Origin of the sequence: Prolixibacter denitrificans, from assembly GCF_003014495.1 — a bacterium.
GTDB lineage: Bacteria > Bacteroidota > Bacteroidia > Bacteroidales > Prolixibacteraceae > Prolixibacter > Prolixibacter denitrificans.
Genome location: NZ_PYGC01000001.1, coordinates 191,737 through 209,653, shown reverse-complemented (window position 1 = coordinate 209,653; position 17,917 = coordinate 191,737). Strand labels below are relative to the sequence as shown.

13 protein-coding genes are annotated in these 17,917 nt (G+C 44.3%); 1 reads left to right on the top strand and 12 read right to left on the bottom strand.

From position 1 onward, the window contains the following. Positions 1 to 23: 23 nt before the first annotated feature. From CLV93_RS00970 to CLV93_RS00915, 12 genes are all read right to left on the bottom strand, one after another. A complete protein-coding gene (locus tag CLV93_RS00970) occupies positions 24 to 2,078 on the bottom strand; it encodes a kojibiose hydrolase (RefSeq protein ID WP_106540301.1) in 2,055 nt (684 codons plus the stop codon). 143 nt (positions 2,079 to 2,221) lie between these two features. After that, positions 2,222 to 3,766: a RagB/SusD family nutrient uptake outer membrane protein gene (locus CLV93_RS00965; protein WP_106540793.1), complete on the bottom strand. Its 1,545-nt coding sequence runs from the start codon at positions 3,764 to 3,766 to the stop codon at positions 2,222 to 2,224. Between the two features lie 20 nt (positions 3,767 to 3,786). After that, positions 3,787 to 7,041 carry a TonB-dependent receptor gene (locus CLV93_RS00960; RefSeq protein ID WP_246187172.1) on the bottom strand — a complete coding sequence of 1,085 codons (3,255 nt, stop codon included), beginning with the start codon at positions 7,039 to 7,041 and terminating at the stop codon, positions 3,787 to 3,789. A gap of 146 nt (positions 7,042 to 7,187) precedes the next feature. Beyond that, positions 7,188 to 8,426, bottom strand: coding sequence for a FecR family protein (locus CLV93_RS00955; RefSeq protein ID WP_106540299.1), 1,239 nt, complete (start codon positions 8,424 to 8,426; stop codon positions 7,188 to 7,190). Between the two features lie 90 nt (positions 8,427 to 8,516). Continuing rightward, a complete protein-coding gene (locus CLV93_RS00950) occupies positions 8,517 to 9,104 on the bottom strand; it encodes an RNA polymerase sigma factor (RefSeq protein ID WP_106540298.1) in 588 nt (195 codons plus the stop codon). Between the two features lie 192 nt (positions 9,105 to 9,296). Beyond that, positions 9,297 to 10,058 (bottom strand): NYN domain-containing protein, encoded by a 762-nt coding sequence (locus tag CLV93_RS00945; protein WP_106540297.1) that lies wholly within the window; start codon positions 10,056 to 10,058, stop codon positions 9,297 to 9,299. A gap of 46 nt (positions 10,059 to 10,104) precedes the next feature. Then, positions 10,105 to 10,680, bottom strand: coding sequence for a nitroreductase family protein (locus CLV93_RS00940; protein ID WP_106540296.1), 576 nt, complete (start codon positions 10,678 to 10,680; stop codon positions 10,105 to 10,107). 89 nt (positions 10,681 to 10,769) lie between these two features. Beyond that, complete coding sequence (locus CLV93_RS00935; protein WP_106540295.1) at positions 10,770 to 12,080, bottom strand: APC family permease; 1,311 nt, start codon at positions 12,078 to 12,080, stop codon at positions 10,770 to 10,772. 57 nt (positions 12,081 to 12,137) lie between these two features. Further along, the gene (locus tag CLV93_RS00930) at positions 12,138 to 13,337 is read right to left on the bottom strand and encodes an MFS transporter (RefSeq protein WP_106540294.1); all 1,200 of its coding nucleotides are present in this window, start codon (positions 13,335 to 13,337) and stop codon (positions 12,138 to 12,140) included. A 151-nt stretch (positions 13,338 to 13,488) separates the two neighbouring features. Next, on the bottom strand, positions 13,489 to 14,739 hold the full coding sequence (locus CLV93_RS00925) for an ammonium transporter (RefSeq protein WP_106540293.1): 1,251 nt from the start codon (positions 14,737 to 14,739) through the stop codon (positions 13,489 to 13,491). 25 nt (positions 14,740 to 14,764) lie between these two features. After that, the gene (locus CLV93_RS00920) at positions 14,765 to 15,121 is read right to left on the bottom strand and encodes a P-II family nitrogen regulator (RefSeq protein WP_106540292.1); all 357 of its coding nucleotides are present in this window, start codon (positions 15,119 to 15,121) and stop codon (positions 14,765 to 14,767) included. Between the two features lie 29 nt (positions 15,122 to 15,150). Next, the gene (locus tag CLV93_RS00915; RefSeq protein WP_106540291.1) at positions 15,151 to 15,813 is read right to left on the bottom strand and encodes a TorF family putative porin; all 663 of its coding nucleotides are present in this window, start codon (positions 15,811 to 15,813) and stop codon (positions 15,151 to 15,153) included. 536 nt (positions 15,814 to 16,349) lie between these two features. Here CLV93_RS00915 and argH point away from each other — a divergent pair. Beyond that, entirely contained in the window at positions 16,350 to 17,684 is a 1,335-nt protein-coding gene (gene argH / locus CLV93_RS00910; protein ID WP_106540290.1) for an argininosuccinate lyase, read from the top strand. Positions 17,685 to 17,917: the final 233 nt, after the last annotated feature.

The following is a 17,917-nucleotide window of genomic DNA, read 5'->3' as shown; positions in this document are numbered from 1 at the left end:
CATAAGAACAAGTGCTAGCTAAACTATTTGTGATGAACGATGGTAAAGGTTTTCTTCTCGGGACCAACACCTGTAATAGTCAGCTTTTTCCATTGCGAAGGCAGGCACGGAGTATGTTGGTCAATGCCCTGGCTGGTGATTTCCAATCCGGCAAAGCCGAAGATGACGGCCTGGAGCATTCCTCCGGCACCCGTAGCAAAATAGGGGTTATCGCTGGTAGCCGATTCGGCCAGAGCGCCAAACGGAGGACGCTTGTTGGGCATATAAGCCTTTTTGAACATCCGGAAAGCCTCTTCGGCATTTCCCAAACGGGAATAGAGAATCGACACGATGGAGTGCCCCATGGCCGGTCCGTCTTTTGCCATTTTGGGTTCGTAGTACGCCAGGTCACGGCGAATAGCTGCGGTGTCGGTTTCAATCTGAAGCGGATAAGCGAGCAAATTGACATCGGCCTGTTTGATGAACTCCCCTTTGTAAGTTTTGTGTTCTTTGGTGACACCATCCGGGAAATAGTAAAAACGTAGGTTGGAAGCCACTTTTTCCCATTTGGGATTCGGTTTTTTGTTGAGCAACTCAGTCGCTTTCTCTGCATAACGCATCACTGTCTGGGCGGAGCCATTGGTAAAGGCGTTGTCATCCACGTTGGGCGCGAATTCATCTGCTCCCACCACGTTGTTGATGGAGTAGGAGCCATCAGAGTTTTTAACCGCACGACTGGCCCAGAAATCGGCCGTTGCTTTGATAACCGGGTAGCCGGTTTCTTTCAGCCATTCTTTGTTTCCGGTTACCCGGAAATAGTTCCAAAAGGCAATTCCCACATCAGCTGTGATGTGTTGCTCGAAAGCCCCGGTTAAAGCAAAAGTTGGTGTGGCCTCTTCTCCGGTATCATCCGATTCCCAGGGGAACATTGCGCCTTTGTATCCATAGTCAGATGCTTTTTGTTTGGCTTTGTCCAGACGAGCAGCCCGGTAGTTCAGGAGGGAATGGGCAATTCCCTGATTGAATACCAGTAACGGCGGATACATCCATATCTCGGTGTCCCAGAAAACGTGACCGTTGTAACCTTGCGATGAAAGTCCCATCGGTGATAAACTGAGATTGGAATCATCACGTGAAAAGGCATACAGATGGTAAAGAGCCAGGCGAATATCGCGTTGCGATTCCAAATCGCCTTCCACTTGAATATCTCCCTGCCAGAGTTGATGCCAGAGGCGGGTGTGCTGATCAATCACAGCCTGTTTATTGCCCCGCATGATATAAATGGCCATTCGTTCCGATTCACTTTGCGGATCACTGAAGTTTTTCGACGTACAAACAGCACCGGCCCAGGCAAAATTGAAAGTTTTGCCGCTTTTTAGTTCCCGGGAGAAAGTGAGAGAATGCTCAAATGGCGATTCAACCGATTCTTTCAACTTCGGTTCTTCATTGTTGTTGAAAACGAATGTGGCTGTGGTGGCCAGTTTTTGTTTCCCGGTAGGACTTAACGCCACCGTTTGTAGTAAAGGCATCCGGATTTCATTGTCCTGAGGTGTTTTAAAAACTTGTACCACATGATTATAATCCTTCGGACAAATGATTTGTCCGGATACCGATATTTTGACGTCCTTTTTCAGGGCCTTCACGGTTACATCCATCATACCGGAATAGGGCATTCCGCGTAAAGCGTAGATGGAGTAAGAAATAGAGGCTTTGTTTTTGAACTGAAAAGAGGTGGTCAATCGGGCATCTTTCATGTTTAGAACCTGTTTCCAGTGGGAGATATTTTGAGCAGTGATTGCGTCTCCGTCGATCACCATTTTCAGGTTGGCAAAGTTGATTCCCAATAATACCCGGCTGGTGATAAGGCGCTCCTTTTTGTTGTACATGTATTCATCGAATACATTGTTCAGGATGATAGATTTTACCTTGAAGGGTACAGCAGACGGGAGGAGTCCGATTCGGCCATTGGCCAAGGATATGCCGACATAGTTGGAGGTATCGGTCGCTGTAATTTCCCAACCTTCCTGCTGTTCGTTTGATGCTCTAGATACATTGTTTCCGATTACCAGAATGAGAAGTGACAGAAGGACATATTTCATGATGGAAGTAAGATTTCTATGTGATGTTCGATCGATGATGTTTGGATGCTCACAGGATGCCTGTTGAGGCTCAGTTTAAAACAAGAGCTGCCCCATTCCGGGGCAGCATCTTTCTATTAATCCACTTATGAAATTGTCCCGGACTAATAACCAGGATTTTGAGTCAGATTTTCGTTAACATCGACAGCTGACTGTGGGATTGGGAATATTTCTTTACTGGCATCAGTTGCCGGTTTTTCCTGCCACGGGTCAGTAAACTTACCAAAGCGAATCAAATCCTGACGACGTAAGCCTTCCCAATACAGTTCATAACCACGCTCTTTCAAAATATCACCAAGCGTGAGTGTCGTATATTGAGGTAAGGTATGGTCGGGAGCATTACGTTTTGAGCGAAGATAGTTTACATCGGCCAAAGCACTTGGCTCATCACCCATTCTCAGTTCAGCTTCTGCACGCATCAGGTAGATATCCGAAATACGCATAATCGGAACGTCGTTAGGAGACGAGAATTGGTTTTGCGTTTCCGGGTTCGGAGCAAACTTTACCACTCGGATACCAGCATTTTCAGGCGAGCTGGTGAGGTTAATTTCAGGAACGAACACAAGAGGATCTCCATTACGTTGTTCCAAAGCTGTTCCGTCCAGTCCGTATTGTTGACCAACCAAAAATCCCTGGTTGAAACCTGTTTGGCTTTTAATGCGGTCGTCGTAGAAGCGAACATCATTTTGCTTATCCCATGTATTGAAAAACGTTGAGGTAGTAGAAGGGCCGTTCCATGTACTGGTGATATTTCCGAAAGTCTGACTGTAATGCAGGGTGAAATTGACCCAAACACTACCGCTACCCATAGTAACGTTATCGTCCATCGGAACACGCAGAATGAACTCCGGATGTTCTGCTACGTCTTTCTGGAACATCGACCAGTAGTCGTCAGCCACTGCATAATCTGAACTGTTAATCAGCTGATCGCAGTAGTATTTACAGCTATCCCATTTAGCTTCACCTGTATAAACTTCATAGTTCAAATAAACTTTGGCCAGAAGTGCCTGTGCTGCACCTTGTGTAACCCTGGCAGAGCCAACGTCTGATTTGGTCTTCAGATTGGGCATGATGGCTTTCAGTTCTGAAATGATGAAGTCGGCAGCTTGTTTTCTGTTCATAACCTCCGGTGTAGCGGAGAAATCCAAATCATCTGCCTGACGGAAAGGAACTTGTCCATACAAATCATCGATTAAATACATAAAATAGGCCCGTAAGAAACGAGCTTCGTTGATATCCAGCTCGGTAGTGGCATCCTGGGCGAACTGACCAATGTAATAAATTGCCGTATTCGCACGGGAAACTCCTTGGTTGAGAGCATTCCATACGTTCTTCATCCGGATGTGGTCAGGTGTCCAGGTTTGTAAGTGCAGTTGGATCCAGGCGCCGTTGTCGTACCAGTCGGAACCACGGGTTGGAACGATCACTTCATCTGAGGTTACTTCCTGCAATGCCCAGTAATCATACCATTCAATGGTATGACGCAAGCTGGCATACGGAGGGTTGATCAATGCCTGGATGTTGGACGGATCATTGACAAGGTTGGTCCCCAACTGTTCATCCAGTACGTTTTCTTCGAGATTGGTACAGGCCATTATTCCGAGTAAGAAGAGCACTGCACTATATTTAATTAATTTAAGCTTTTTCATTTTTTTCATCTTTTTAAGCATTAAAACTTAAGATTAACACCAAAGGTAAATGTGCGCGGTTTTGGGTATTGGGTGTAGTCGATTCCGAGCGAAGGAACACCATTTTGGTTGGCATCCACGTTCACTTCCGGATCGAAACCGGAATAGTTGGTGATAAGTGCTATGTTATTACCCGTTACATAAACGCGCGCACTGCCTAACCAACTAATTTTCTTCGTGTCGAAGGTATAGCCAAGCGTCACATTTGACCATCTTAAGAATGAAGCATCCTCAATGAAACGCGATGAGTAAGCATTGGAATTGTTAGGGCTTTCGTCTGAGTTCAGTACGTTCACTGTTACGTTATAGCCTTTATCGAGTGCACCTTTCGTGAATAATGCGTTTGCCGTGTTATTGTACACTTTGTTTCCATGTGAACCATACCAGAACATGCTAAAGTCAAATCCCTTGTACTGAACCTTGGTGGTCATACTATAGGTGAAATCCGGCAATGCTGAGCCCAAGTATTCTTTCAAGGCATTTCCGTCACCATCGGTTTTATAGATACTGATTCCATTTGAATCGAATCCCTGAAATACCATTCCGTAGAATGTTCCGATAGGCTGTCCGTTGGTGATAATCTGCACACGGGTATCCGAAAGACCTTGTCCGCTGGCATTACCAGTTTCAATCAACTTAACAGGAAGATCTTTAACCTCGTTTTTGATGTAAGAAAAGTTACCTCCCAGTTCCCAGGTGAAATCCTTTTTCTGTACCAGGAGAGCGTTCAGCGAAAGCTCAATACCGTCGTTCAGGATTTTCAGCCCCGGAACATTCTGCCACTGTGTTTGTGTTGCAGCAGGTGCTTTGGAAGGAATTTCAAGCAGCACATTGTAGGTTTTCTTATGGAAATAGTCAAGGGTACCTGACAGGCGGTTATCCCAAAATCCAAAGTCGAGACCCAGGTCGGTCTGCTCTGTTGTTTCCCATTGGATGTCTGGGTTCGGAGTCCTGATGAAAGTAATTCCGGGAGACAGTGCACCATTTATATATCCATTGGCGTCAGCAGTGGTACCTACGGCCATCAACGAAATTTTATCCGGAATTTCCTGGTTACCGGTGCGTCCCCAGCCTAAGCGAAGCTTCAGATTACTTATTGTAGTCGAACTATTCAGGAAATCTTCCTGTGAAAGTCTCCAGGCAAGAGCAGCGGACGGGAAAAAACCATATTTCTTATTCTTACCGAATTTAGATGAACCATCGTAACGTCCGGTAAAAGTAAAGAGGTATTTCTGTTTATAATTATAGTTAACCCTTCCGAAGAATGATTGGAGTTCCCGTTCGTAAGCAGAAGAAGAAACATCGGCATTCGAAAAATCACCGTAACCAAGGTTGTTGGTGTACTTGATGTCTTCAACTTCGAAGCCGTTTACATTTGTGTTGTGTGTGGTTACTTTCACATATTGGTACTCCTGACCTAACAGGAAGTTGAACGAATGGTCATCGCCAATTTTCGTGAGGTAAGTCAGGTAGTTGTTGACCATGCGGTTGTTGGCGGTGATATTGTTAATATCTGCTTCACCTTTGTTTGAAAGATAAGTCAGCTTTTTATTCTGATTGACCCGACGTTCGGCATTGGTCCGGTCGAAACCGATATTGATTTTGTATTTCAGATTCTTGATCAGTTCGTATTCTGCAGACATGTTAGCCAGGATGCGATCGGTTTGTGTCCGGTCGTCTACCAGGTTAATCATGGCTACGGGGTTACGTTGGTCGATGGCATGCTGATAGTAGGTGCCGTCCTGATTGTAGATTGGATAAGTTGGGTTCAGTTTGAGGGCGGTAAGAATCAAGTCGCCTTCGAAACCACCGGTTTCTGAAATCGGAGCACGCATATCTTCAATATGAGAAATGGTCAGGTTTCCATCCAGTTTCAGTTTACCATTGAAAGCCTTTTGCGAAACTTTGATACTACCGTTAATTTTCTTCATTCCTGTGCCATTTACAATACCTTCCTGGTCTAGGTAACCGAATGAAGAGCGGTAGGTGAAGTTTTCGGTACCACCCCCATAGCTAAGGTTATGACTTTGTGTAATGGCTGTCGTGAAGATTTCATCCTGCCAGTTGGTATTTGCGCCTAAATCGAGCAGTTTGGAACCATCAGCTTTGGTATAGCTGCGGAATTGGCTGGCGCTCAAAATATCCATTTTTTTACGGATTTGAGAAACCCCCATGTAACCGTCGTATGTAATACTTCCTTTTCCTTGTTTACCACTTTTGGTTGTAATGATAATAACACCATTGGCACCACGGGCACCATAAATAGCGGTGGACGATGCATCCTTCAAAATATCGATTGATTCGATGTCGTCAGGATTCAGGAAGCTGATAGGATTGAGCTTGGAACTTTGGTTGATACCGGCTGCGGTTCCTCCGTCGGGAGTAAGGTTGGCGTTGTCCAGCGGGACACCATCTACCACATACAACGGAGTTTGTCCGGAACGGATGGAGTTGGAACCACGAATACGTACCGTCATTCCTGTTCCCGGTTCACCGCTGTTTTGGGTAATGTTCACACCGGAAACACGTCCCTGCATCATTTCCACAGGAGATGTGGCGACACTCTTGTTCATGTCGTCAACAGTTAACCGGTCGGTAGCGCCGGTCAGATCGCTTTTGCGCTGAACACCATAACCAACTGCCACAACCTCACCCAGCTGGGTAGTTTCCGGCTTCAGGGTGATATTGAAAGTTGTCAGTTCTCCAATCGGTACCACCTGGGTGGAATAGCCGATGAAAGAGAAGGAAAGATTTTTGGCATCCGCCGGAATATCGAGCGAAAACTTACCATCGATATCGGTTACGGTACCGGTTGTCGTACCTGGAATAACGACGGTAACTCCAGGCAGCGCGGTCCCATCCTCATCGGTTACCGTACCTGAAATGGTTTTCTGTTGTTGACCGGAAGTCGATACTTTCGGCATTTTTGGCGATTCTACCGGAGCTTTGACCACGATTTGGCGGTCATAAATTTTATACGTATTTCCGGTATTCCTGAAAACCTGGTCGAGGACATCCTGAACTGATTCGTTCCTCGCGCGAACGGATACAGTCCGGTTCAAATCGACAGCATTTTCGTTGTAAATCAGGATAAAATCACTGTTGTTTTCGATTTGATTAAATACTTGTTTAACAGTGACCGATCGTAGGTTGAAGTTAAACATCACTTCCTGTGAGTAACTTGTTGCCGCGTAGGTTGAAAAAGCGGCGAAAACGAAGACAACTAATAGCTTCATTTTGAGCAAGAGATTAGATGCACCCCCATAGGAAGGGTACAATTTCCTACAAATTTTTTTCATACATTTGGACTGTTAATGTGAAACTTATGTTACATTGATTTTCAGAAGGCTGGGAGTTGGCAGACTCCTGGCCTTCATTGTTTTTAATTTCTCGGATTTAATTCATTTACTCTCTGGTTTACGATTACCTGATTGCCCGAAATCCGGTAATCAATTGGAACAATATCGGATAAGGTTGTTAATACCTGTTTTAGAGAATCTTTCAAGTCAAGTTTGCCGGCGACTAACTCCGACGAAGGGAACGGCCGGCGATAAATAAACTGCACATTATAATATCTTTCCAGCCGTTTGAATACATCGTCGATTCGTTGCCCTGAGAATTGGTACCACCCGTTGATCCAGGTGATGTACTGGTCGGCATTGGGTTCCGGAACCACTTTGAAAACCTTTTCCGATTTATTGAACGACGCTTTATGATCTGGCTTCATCACAATCTCTTTGTTCAGCAGACTAAATCCACCAGCTTCTTTCAATTCGACTTCTCCATCCAGCAATACGGTTTCAATGCTTTTGTCCGAATCGTAAGCTGAAATATTGAAACGGGTTCCAATGTCCTTGACGATGATTCCCTGCACACTCACTTCGAAGGGCTGCTTGTCGTTATGTTTTACTTCAAAATAGGCTTCTCCTGTTAAGTAAACAATGCGTTTTTTTCCTGTAAAGCGGGTAGGAAAAGCGAATTTACTCCCGGCATTCAGCCACACCTTGGTCCCGTCGGTCAGTTCGATATAGCTATTTTTCCCGTAAGGAATTGTAACCTCATTCAATCCCTGGCCATTGTTATGTGCGTCGAGTTGAGCCATATTGATGACACTGTCGTTATCGATCTTGATTGCGTCGTCGGTATTGTCGACCCGAATAGAAGATTTGTTTTTACGAAGCGCAATGTGCTGTCCGTTCGAAAGAACCAGCCGTGCATCGTCGTTGCCTTGGGCTACCGGATTTTGTGAAAACTGATAAGGGCCTTCGTTGTTCCGTATCACCCGGTATCCAACGCCTGCAATTAGCAGAGCAAAGACAACGATGGCAGCGTATTTCAGATATCCTCCGAAACGAATAAACTGTTTGCGCCGGTTTATCTTCTTGTCAAATTCCTGAATCTCGTTCCAAAGTTCATGTACCGTAGCGGATTGCGAACTTGTTCCGTTTTCGTGTAAAAAGAGGATGATTTTCCGGGCTGTCTGTGCTTTCTCCTCAAATTCCGGAAACAGATTGATAAACTCACTCCACTGTTTATTCTTTTTGCCGTGTAATATCCAGGCCCTGAAGTTTTTGTTGTCAATCAGCTCCTCTGTCGTGTATTTTAGGTACTTAACTTTCAATTGCTGGTGTCTTTACAGTTATGCTTTTAAGTAGTAAAGACACGAGGGGGCAGTTTGTGGACAGAAAATTTTAGAAAAAATTAAAATAAATTAACATTGAATTGATTTTTGCAGGAAAAACAGCATAATATCGCTTGAGCTGATTACCTTTCTGAGTGCATTCAATGCTCTGAAAACCATTTTTCTAGCTGAGTCATACCTGATAGACATGATGTCGCAGATTTCCGGATAGTCAAGTTCACAGGTAAAACGGTAAAAAAGGATTTCACGTTGCCTCGGAGAGAGTTCATTTAGTCCTCTTAAAAGTAATTGTTCGTTTCGTTCCCTGTTTTCACGTTCAATTAGGTCTTCTTCGTACGAATAGACAGATGAAAATTCCGGCTGGTTATTTTCTGTCTTTTGATGAATGTATTTCTGATCTTTTTGTAATATCCTGATTAGTTTGTTTTTTAATGACTTGAGCAGATAGAACCGGATATTATCTGTGTCACCCAAATTTTCTCTGCTCCTGATTAAATCAAAAAAGAGTTCCTGGATGGCATCCTTAATCAGATCGTCATCCCTGGTGAACTTTCTTCCATAGCGAAAGAGCAAATCAATGTGGTGATGATAAATATGGGAAAGAGCATAGTCTTTATTCGATTTAAAATCATTCCATATTTTCTGATCATCTGTCATTGAGAGAAATACATGGTTCGTAGGGGTAAATATATGACTTTTATTAATAAAATAATAAAAAACCGTGTATTCACCGTGTGCGAAAACAGTCTGGTATTTATCTGTATTTCAGTGGTGTGTGGACTTGTTGTGTTGTGAGGAATAGATATTAAAAGTGGATTTGCTATAGCATTTTAATCACTTTTACAAGTATTATTCCTTGTTTCGAACATAAATAAGGTTAGATTTTCCTCGCTGGCTGGCTCTTGGCTCAATTTCAAATTTATCAATCGAATCGATGAGCGGAGTCAGTTTGGGATATCCGAAATTTCGCGGGTCAAAGTTGGGTTGTTTTTTCAATAACAGCGTCCCTACGTCACCCATGAATGCCCAGCCATCTTCATCTGCCGTGTCATTAATGGTTGATTCGATTAAGCGAATTACTTTTCCGGTAATTCTGTCAAAGGTCTTTTTTCGTTTGGCTTTTCCTTTCGTGCCGGATGCTCCTTCCGTTTTTGAATCGGTGTCCGAATCTTCCTGCAGGATTTCGATATAGATGAATTTATCGCAGGAGGCAATGAATGGATCGGGCGTTTTCTTCTCGCCCAGGCCATACACTTTCATCCCTGCTTCCCGCAGACGGGTTGCCAACCTGGTAAAATCGCTGTCGCTGGATACCAGAAAAAAACCATCGACTTTTTTGGAATAGAGAATGTCCATGGCATCGATGATCATTGCCGAGTCAGTAGCATTTTTCCCGGTTGTGTAACTGTACTGCTGCACAGGTGTAATGGCATTTTCGAGTAGCACATTCTTCCAGCTGTTGAGGTTGGGGCGGGTCCAGTCGCCATAAATTCTTTTGATGGTTGCATTACCATACTTGGCAATTTCGAGCATCATCTCTTTGACCATTTTGCCCGGAACGTTATCTCCGTCAATCAATATAGCCAGCTTTGTTTCTTCAGAAGAGGTCATACTTGTGGTTTTTGTTTGGATACACTAAAAAATACGGGTTAGCGACTTATTCCTTCCAGGTAATTTTGTCTTCAATGGGCTCTCTTCCATTGGCTGGGAATGGTCGGTTTGCATATCCCAGGAATAGAAATCCCATCGATTTTTGGTTCGGTTTCAAATCGAGACAGCTACCTAATTGGCTAATAAACGGAGGCGTTGCCCAGAAAGCACTCAATCCTGCAGCGGTAGCTGATAACCAGATATTTTGTACTGCCATGGAAACGGCAGCCATTTCCTCCCATTCGGGAAGGCGGTGTTCTTCATCGAGATTGGCTATAATAGCAACAGCTACTGGTGCCTTCCGGAAGTGCAGCGCAAACTTGTTGACCTTGTCGCCAGGAATGTCGGCTCCGTTTTTTTGTGCTTCTTCCAGTTCGGTTTTCACTTCCGAAACAAATTTCTCTCTGCCTTCGCCACTGATGACAACAAACCTCCACGGTTCCGTTTTCTTGTGATTAGGGGCCCAGTTGCCATTTTCAAGCAATTGTTTGATGAGCTCTTTCGGAACTTCCTTGTCGTTAAAAAAGCGAGTAGGATGCGTTCTTCTCTCTTTGATTAATTGGGTAATATTCTCCAGGTTCATTCTGATTTGTTTTAGGGTATTCTCTCCATAAAACAGTCGAAACGGCCGGAGGTTTGATTTACCCGGAATCTGAAGCACGAAATTTTTTGTCAGTCTTTGGAGTAGGCCGATTCGGTTTTTTTCTTCTTCTCGGTAGCTTTATAAATATACTCCATGGCAAACGAGGTGGCAATAATGCCTAACGAAATGATCATTCCCCAGAAATTGTTCGTCAGTTGATTCTTTAACAGGAAGAGAAAAGCTACAGAGCACATCACAAAGCCGGCAATTGAAATGTACCGTTTCGAGGCGGTTTCTTTGTACAATCGGACGTTGGCCAGGTTGACAATCGCAAAAATGATGAGAAAGCCTGCGCTACCGGATGTAGAAATGCTTTCCAGATCGAGCGTATTCGCGATAAGCAACGTAAAAGCCGAAGTAAAAAGAAGTCCCACCGGCTGGTTCCAGAAATGCTTGGTGAACTCGTGTGGCAGTTCGTCGTCGATTCCCAATTCATAGTTCACACGGCTTCCGCCGAAAAGTGTTGAATTGATTGCCGTGAACGTAGAAATCATGGCTGCCAGCGTGATGATGGTAAACCCGATGTGTCCCAGTTCCGGTTTGGCGGCTTCGGCCAGTACGTATTCCTGGGCTTTCTGAATCTTATCGAACGAAAGGGACGCGACCGTTACAAATGAAATCAGCACATAAAGCAAAATCACAATGGAGATGGCGATAAAATAGGAGCGTGGAATATTTTTTTTGGGGTTGACAATATCCGATGAGGCATTGGCAATCAGCTCAAAACCTTCGTAAGCCACGAAAATAACCATTCCGCCGCTGAACAATTTAACCGGACCGGTCCAGTTGTTGAATTCGAACTGAGTAAGATGATTAGCATGAAACAGCCCATAACCGCCAATAATAATAAACAGCGTCAGAATCGTCATCTTGATGTAAACGGCAACCGATTCTGCTTCAGCCACAACGCGAACACTGAGGTAATTCAATATGGTCGAGAAAATGATAATTCCCGAAATGAACAGGTGCTTATTGAGCGTTGGGTCACTAACGACATGGAAAAGGTTTCCGGCGTAGCTGCCAAAAGCTGAGGAATACAGCGAAAGCATAATGATGTAGCTAATCCATAACAGGTTGTTGGCACCTCCGCTGAAGATGGTTTTGCCAAATGCCTGGTTAATAAAGTTGACAGTTCCACCTTTACTTGGATATTTCAGCGAAAGCTTAGAGTAGGCATATGCCGTTAATAAAGTAATGATTCCGGCCAGCATAAAAGCAACCGGTGTTCCTCCTTTGCTCAATGAAATGGCGAGTCCGAGAACGGCAAATATTCCGCCTCCTACCATTCCGCCAATTCCCATCGAGACGGCTTCTCCCAGTTTGATATCGTCTTTGCGCATATGTCGAGATAATTATTTCTGTTAGTAATAATACAAATCAGGCTGATGAAAGGTTCCTTAGGTGGTCGCGTTCGTATCTGTTTTTAACCGGATAAAAAAGACCGCCAGCAATATCATCGTGAGGGCTACGCCGGCTCCCGCAATAAAAGCAGTGGAAATTCCACCCAGGCCGTAGAAGAAACCGATAAAAACGGGACCGATTGTTTGGCCCAGACGCAACACCATACTATTGATTGACATAAAAGCGGCTCGTTCCTTCATCGGAGCAAAACCGACCAGAAGATTCTGAATTCCTGGAATCGCCATGCCGTGTCCCAGTCCGAAGGTGATGAGCGGAATGAAAAGTACAAACCATGACGAAGCGAACGACATAACGACCATCGTAACCAGGTAAAAGCTGAAGCTGAAAATCAATTGAGTTCGAGGCTTCAACCAGCGATTGATATTTTTTAGTTGTGAGGAGGTGATGGCGGTGACAACAGAGAAACCGGACATCATAAGGCCTATTTGCAGTGAGTTGGCGCGTAGTCGGTTTTCAAGCAGCAGCGGGAAATAGGAGAGATAAGCACCATAGAGAATGACGAAGATGAGGATGTTTATCACGAATAATCCCCAAACGTCGCGTTGATTAATGTTGTTCCACGCTCGTTTCAGGTAGGTTTTTAAGTCTGGTTGTTTGTCTGGTTCGGGATTGTTCAGGCGGGTTAAAGCCCAAATGGCAACCGGGACCGCGAGAATGGGTAAAATGAAAGGATATTGCCATCCGTACATGGCGAGCATACCGCCAACAGCCGGATAAGAAGCGGTTCCAATACTGAGCACGCTGGCATTGTATCCCATAGCAGCCGCCCGGCGTTGTCCCGAGAAGAGGTCGCCGATCAAGGTGATGTTCAGACTTCCTAGCGATGCTGCTCCGATTCCCTGGAGAAGGCGGAAGACCAACAGAATATGAAACGAGCGGGTGAACATGCAGGCCAGTCCTGCCGCTCCGAAAAGGAGTAGGGAAGGAATCAGGATGTTTTTGCGTCCCAGTCGGTCGCCCAAAATCCCGGCGATAGGCGTAAGTAATACTCCGGGCAAGGTAAAAGCCGTGATGAGATATCCGACTTCAACCGGAGTGATTTTGAAGTAATGCATCACATCGGGAAAGGCCGGCGTGATGCTGGCTACGCCCATTACAGCAATCAGGGTAATTGAAAAAATAATATGTAGGTTGGGGTTTTTAAGCAAAGGGACTTGCTGAGGTTCTTTTACCATTATGTTTGCTTTACGATTCAGGTTTCCTAAGTTAGGGAAATCTGAAAAAGGAACAAGCCGCGTATAATTAGAAGAGAAAACGAAATGTAAGAACGCAAAAAGGGGAGTTGAATGAACAACTCCCCCTCGTCTTATAACTAACCTATGGCTGTTAGTTGTAAGCTGATTCTCCGTGTTCGTAAACATCCAGACCTTCCTCTTCGATCCGGCGTGAAACACGCAGGCCAATAGTTGATTTCAAGACCTTGAACAGGATATAGCCAGTACCTAAAGTCCAGGCCATAACTGCCAGTACACCGATTGCCTGAATACCCAGGAGTTTTGCTCCACCGCCATAGAACAAACCACCATTGGTAGAGAACAGACCAACCATCAAGGTTCCGGCGGCTCCACCCAATCCGTGAACCGATACTGCACCCACTGGGTCGTCTATGCGCAGTTTCTGGTCGATAAATTCAACTCCGAATACCAGGATAATTCCGGCAACAGCGCCAATGATAATTGCGCCACCCGGAGTAACCGTGTCACAGCCAGCTGTAATGGCGACTAATCCTGCTAAAGCACCGTTCAGTGTCAGGGACAGCGACGGGAATTTATAACGTCCCCACGAAACAAACATGGAGGTTAAAGCCCCCGCAGCTGCTGCCAGGTTAGTTGTAATAAATATTAATGAAATGGCATGAGAATTATCTGATCCGGCAGCTGCCAGCTGTGAACCAGGGTTAAAACCAAACCATCCAAACCACAGAATAAATACGCCAAGAGCGCCAAAGGTGAGGTTATGGCCCGGAATGGCCTTTGACTTGCCGTTGTATTTCCCGATACGGGGTCCTACCATAATGGCACCTACCAGACCTAACCAGGCACCAACAGAGTGAACAACGGTCGAGCCGGCAAAATCATGAAAGCCAAGTTCCGAAAGCCAACCTCCGCCCCAGACCCAATGGCCTGAAACAGGATAAATAAAAAGGGTTATAACGACACTGAAAATTAGGTATGAACTAAATTTAGTCCGTTCAGCAACGGCACCGGAAACAATTGTTGCCGCAGTTGCCGCAAATACGGTTTGGAAAAACAGGATGGCTAAATCCGGAATGTCATTCCCGTAACTTGCGGTAAAGAAGAGATTCGGTTTACCTATAAAACTACCGATGTCGCTGCCAAACATCAGACTAAATCCAACCAGCCAAAAAGCCAATGAACCGACACTGAAGTCCATCAGGTTTTTCATCAGAATGTTGGCTGTATTTTTTGCCCGGGTAAAACCGGCTTCCACCATTGCGAAGCCAGGCTGCATGAACATCACCAAAACGGCTGCTACAAGTACCCAGACGGTATCGAGTGAGGTTGCGTTGGAACTAACCGCCGACGCAATATCTGTTAATTTCGAAGTATCTTGCATAATTTAATATTTTGAATGTTTTGATTTACTCCTCCAAACCTTTAATAAACAAGGCTTCATCACCAGACTCACCGGTCCTGATACGGTAGGACTGTTGGATATCAACAACGAAGATTTTTCCGTCACCAATTTCACCGGTCCGGGCTGTTTCCAGAATGGCTTTTATCGTTTTGTCCAGATTTTTGTCACGCACAATGATGGATAGTTTAGTGCGCTCAATGGAACTCGTGTCGTAAACCACTCCACGATAGACTCTTTCCTGGCGGGCTTGTCCGATACCCCGGACATCCCAGTACGAGAAGAAATCAATCCCTACTTCTTTGAGGGCTTCTGTTACCTCATCGAATTTTGTTTTTCGGATAATCGCTTCAATTTTTTTCATGTGTATGTGATTTTTTTCTTGATGATGGACTAGAGAGAAATACCTACGACAAAGAATATTTGATCTTTATCGGGGTTGACAATGACACTACCGGTAACAGGCAGCGAGAACTTGTCGGTAATCGGAATTTCTTTTGATGTAGAAAGGCCAATGTTGACTACATTGAAGTTGGTGTCGGTGGTGTAGCTTTCGTTTCCGGCTCCTACAAACAGATCTACCTTTTTGAAAGAATAACCAGCTTCGAAGTATAGGTCGTTGTTTTGATTCAGGTAGTAATATCCCGAAAGGGAGAAATTACCCAGAGCTTGAGACGCACCAATTTCGTAAGTGTGGTACGTGTTGCTGAAGTCAAAATAGTTACCACTGCTTCCTGGTTCAACCGGGAAATAATAGTTGGTAAATGTGAAGCTCAATCCGGAATCGAAAGCATAACTCATGTAGAGGTCTGCTTCGGTGCCGCCTGTGTTGGCACTCAGCGAGTAGCTACCCCAGGCGCCAATAGCAAAACCACCAACCGAGTATTCAATGGTGGGCTGAACAACAGGTGAGTTTCCAAAGTCAGTTCCCCTCCATACGTAACGGTTATAGAGGTCTGCTCCAACATTCCAGGAGCCTTTTGAATCCTGAGCCATGGTTACAGTTGCAGAAAGCAACAGTAAGGATGAGAAGAATACAGTAACAAGTTTTTTCATTTTGAGCAATTTTTAGGGTTAAACATGCATTTTAAGTTTTCTTCCTGAGTTGTCTTTATTTTTCGTGTTGGTGCTAATTTTATAGGGTGTAAATTATAAAAAACAATAAAAAATGAAATTCAACCCCTTTTCAAATGGGGTAACGATTTCAAAAGTATATTTATTTTTCATTTGAACCTCATAAAAATAAGGGGTGGTATCATCAATTAACAAAAATTTAAAAGATCGTCCCAAATTGGTAGGTAAAAAAGGGTATTTATGACAAAATGATTGTAAAATGAATTCTGCTTGGGGTAAATGTTAAGGTATTGGTTATTTGAATAGAATGAAGTCTGTTTTGGTAAGAACAGTTTTTTACTGCTGGTGGGGTGGCCTAAGAGGGGGTGTGATGAAATTTTATAGATAATGACTAAATCGGGTCGGAATAATTAAGGGATTATCAAATTTTTCGTATTTAGAGCTCAATGTGTGGCTATGAATAGTCCTTTGTGCAAACTTCAATTAACTTTGTTTGGCAAATCCTAATAATAAATATCATGAAACTTTGGGACAAGGGATATAAAGTCGATTCGCTAATCGAAAGATTCACAGTCGGTAAAGATGTGGAGATGGATTATTCGCTTGCTGAATTTGATGTGCTAGGTTCGTTGGCACATATTCATATGCTCGAGTCTATTCATCTGCTCGAGAAAGATGAGCTCACGGTTTTGACCAATGAACTACGTAATATATATAAGGAGATCAAAAACGGTGATTTCGTTATTGAAGATGGCGTCGAAGATGTGCATTCCCAGGTTGAGATGCTGTTGATCCAGCGGCTGGGGGATGTTGGGAAGAAAATCCATAGCGGTCGCTCCAGGAATGACCAGGTTCTGGTCGACTTGAAGCTCTTTACTCGTAATGAGTTAAAATTAATAGTAGAGAAGGTTGAGTCGTTGTATCGCACGCTTGTTGCCCAAAGTGAAAAATATAAAGAAGTGCTGATGCCCGGATATACGCACTTTCAGGTAGCAATGCCTTCGTCGTTTGGTTTGTGGTTTGGTGCTTACGCGGAGAGTTTGATTGACGATTTGTTGCTGGTTCAGGCTGCATACCGGGTAGCCGACCAGAATCCGCTGGGCTCGGCTGCGGGCTACGGTTCATCCTTTCCGTTGAACCGGCAGATGACAACGGACTTATTGGGATTCGATACCATGAATTACAATGTGGTATACGCGCAGATGGGAAGAGGTAAGACGGAAAAGGTTGTTGCCTTTGCGTTGGCGTCAGTGGCGGCTACGCTGGCAAAGCTGGCCATGGACGTATGTTTGTATATGAGTCAGAATTTCAATTTTGTGTCGTTGCCGAAGGAGCTGACGACAGGTTCCAGTATTATGCCGCACAAGAAGAATCCGGATGTTTTCGAGCTTTTGCGTTCGCACTGTAATAAGATACAGGCATTGCCGAATCAAATTACATTAATGGTGAATAACCTGCCCAGTGGTTATTTCAGGGATTTGCAACTGGTGAAGGAGGTCTTCATTCCGGCTTTTGCCGAGTTGAATGACTGTTTGGACATTGCCAATTTTGCAATTGCCAACCTGGAGGTGAACCAGTCCATTTTGGATGATGAACGTTATAAATATATGTATAGCGTGGAAGAGGTAAACCGCCGGGTGCTTTCCGGAGTACCCTTTCGTGATGCCTACCGGGAAGTGGGAGAGGAAATAAACAGAGGTGAATTTCAGCCCGATATGGCGGTAAACCATACACATGAAGGGAGTATTGGGAATTTGTGTCTGAATGAAATTGATCAAAAAATGGAAGAAGTCCTGAAGGGCTTTTCATTTGAGAAGGTTGAACTAGCCTTTCAGAAGCTGTTGGGGCAGTAATGATGATTGGTTTGAACAAATTGCTCTTAAAAAAGCCTTTTCGATAACGGAAAGGCTTTTTTTCTGCACTTAATCCTTCATATTATAATAATATTAGGTGTTTCTATTAACGAAAACTTAATACGTTCGATTATGCGCTTATAAATCACCCTGTTGCATATTTATGGTAGCGCTAACAACCCCCAATTCAGTGTATTCCGTACCCCCGGGTATCGTCTTCATTATTGGAATTA

Coding starts and splice junctions, on each gene's coding strand:
- CLV93_RS00945 (WP_106540297.1), bottom strand. CDS start 10,058: ATGACCTCTTCTGAAGAAACAAAGCTGGCTATATTGATTGACGGAGAT.
- CLV93_RS00930 (WP_106540294.1), bottom strand. CDS start 13,337: ATGGTAAAAGAACCTCAGCAAGTCCCTTTGCTTAAAAACCCCAACCTA.
- CLV93_RS00970 (WP_106540301.1), bottom strand. CDS start 2,078: ATGAAATATGTCCTTCTGTCACTTCTCATTCTGGTAATCGGAAACAAT.
- CLV93_RS00915 (WP_106540291.1), bottom strand. CDS start 15,813: ATGAAAAAACTTGTTACTGTATTCTTCTCATCCTTACTGTTGCTTTCT.
- CLV93_RS00960 (WP_246187172.1), bottom strand. CDS start 7,041: ATGAAGCTATTAGTTGTCTTCGTTTTCGCCGCTTTTTCAACCTACGCG.
- CLV93_RS00935 (WP_106540295.1), bottom strand. CDS start 12,080: ATGCGCAAAGACGATATCAAACTGGGAGAAGCCGTCTCGATGGGAATT.
- CLV93_RS00940 (WP_106540296.1), bottom strand. CDS start 10,680: ATGAACCTGGAGAATATTACCCAATTAATCAAAGAGAGAAGAACGCAT.
- argH (WP_106540290.1), top strand. CDS start 16,350: ATGAAACTTTGGGACAAGGGATATAAAGTCGATTCGCTAATCGAAAGA.
- CLV93_RS00920 (WP_106540292.1), bottom strand. CDS start 15,121: ATGAAAAAAATTGAAGCGATTATCCGAAAAACAAAATTCGATGAGGTA.
- CLV93_RS00925 (WP_106540293.1), bottom strand. CDS start 14,739: ATGCAAGATACTTCGAAATTAACAGATATTGCGTCGGCGGTTAGTTCC.
- CLV93_RS00965 (WP_106540793.1), bottom strand. CDS start 3,766: ATGAAAAAGCTTAAATTAATTAAATATAGTGCAGTGCTCTTCTTACTC.
- CLV93_RS00950 (WP_106540298.1), bottom strand. CDS start 9,104: ATGACAGATGATCAGAAAATATGGAATGATTTTAAATCGAATAAAGAC.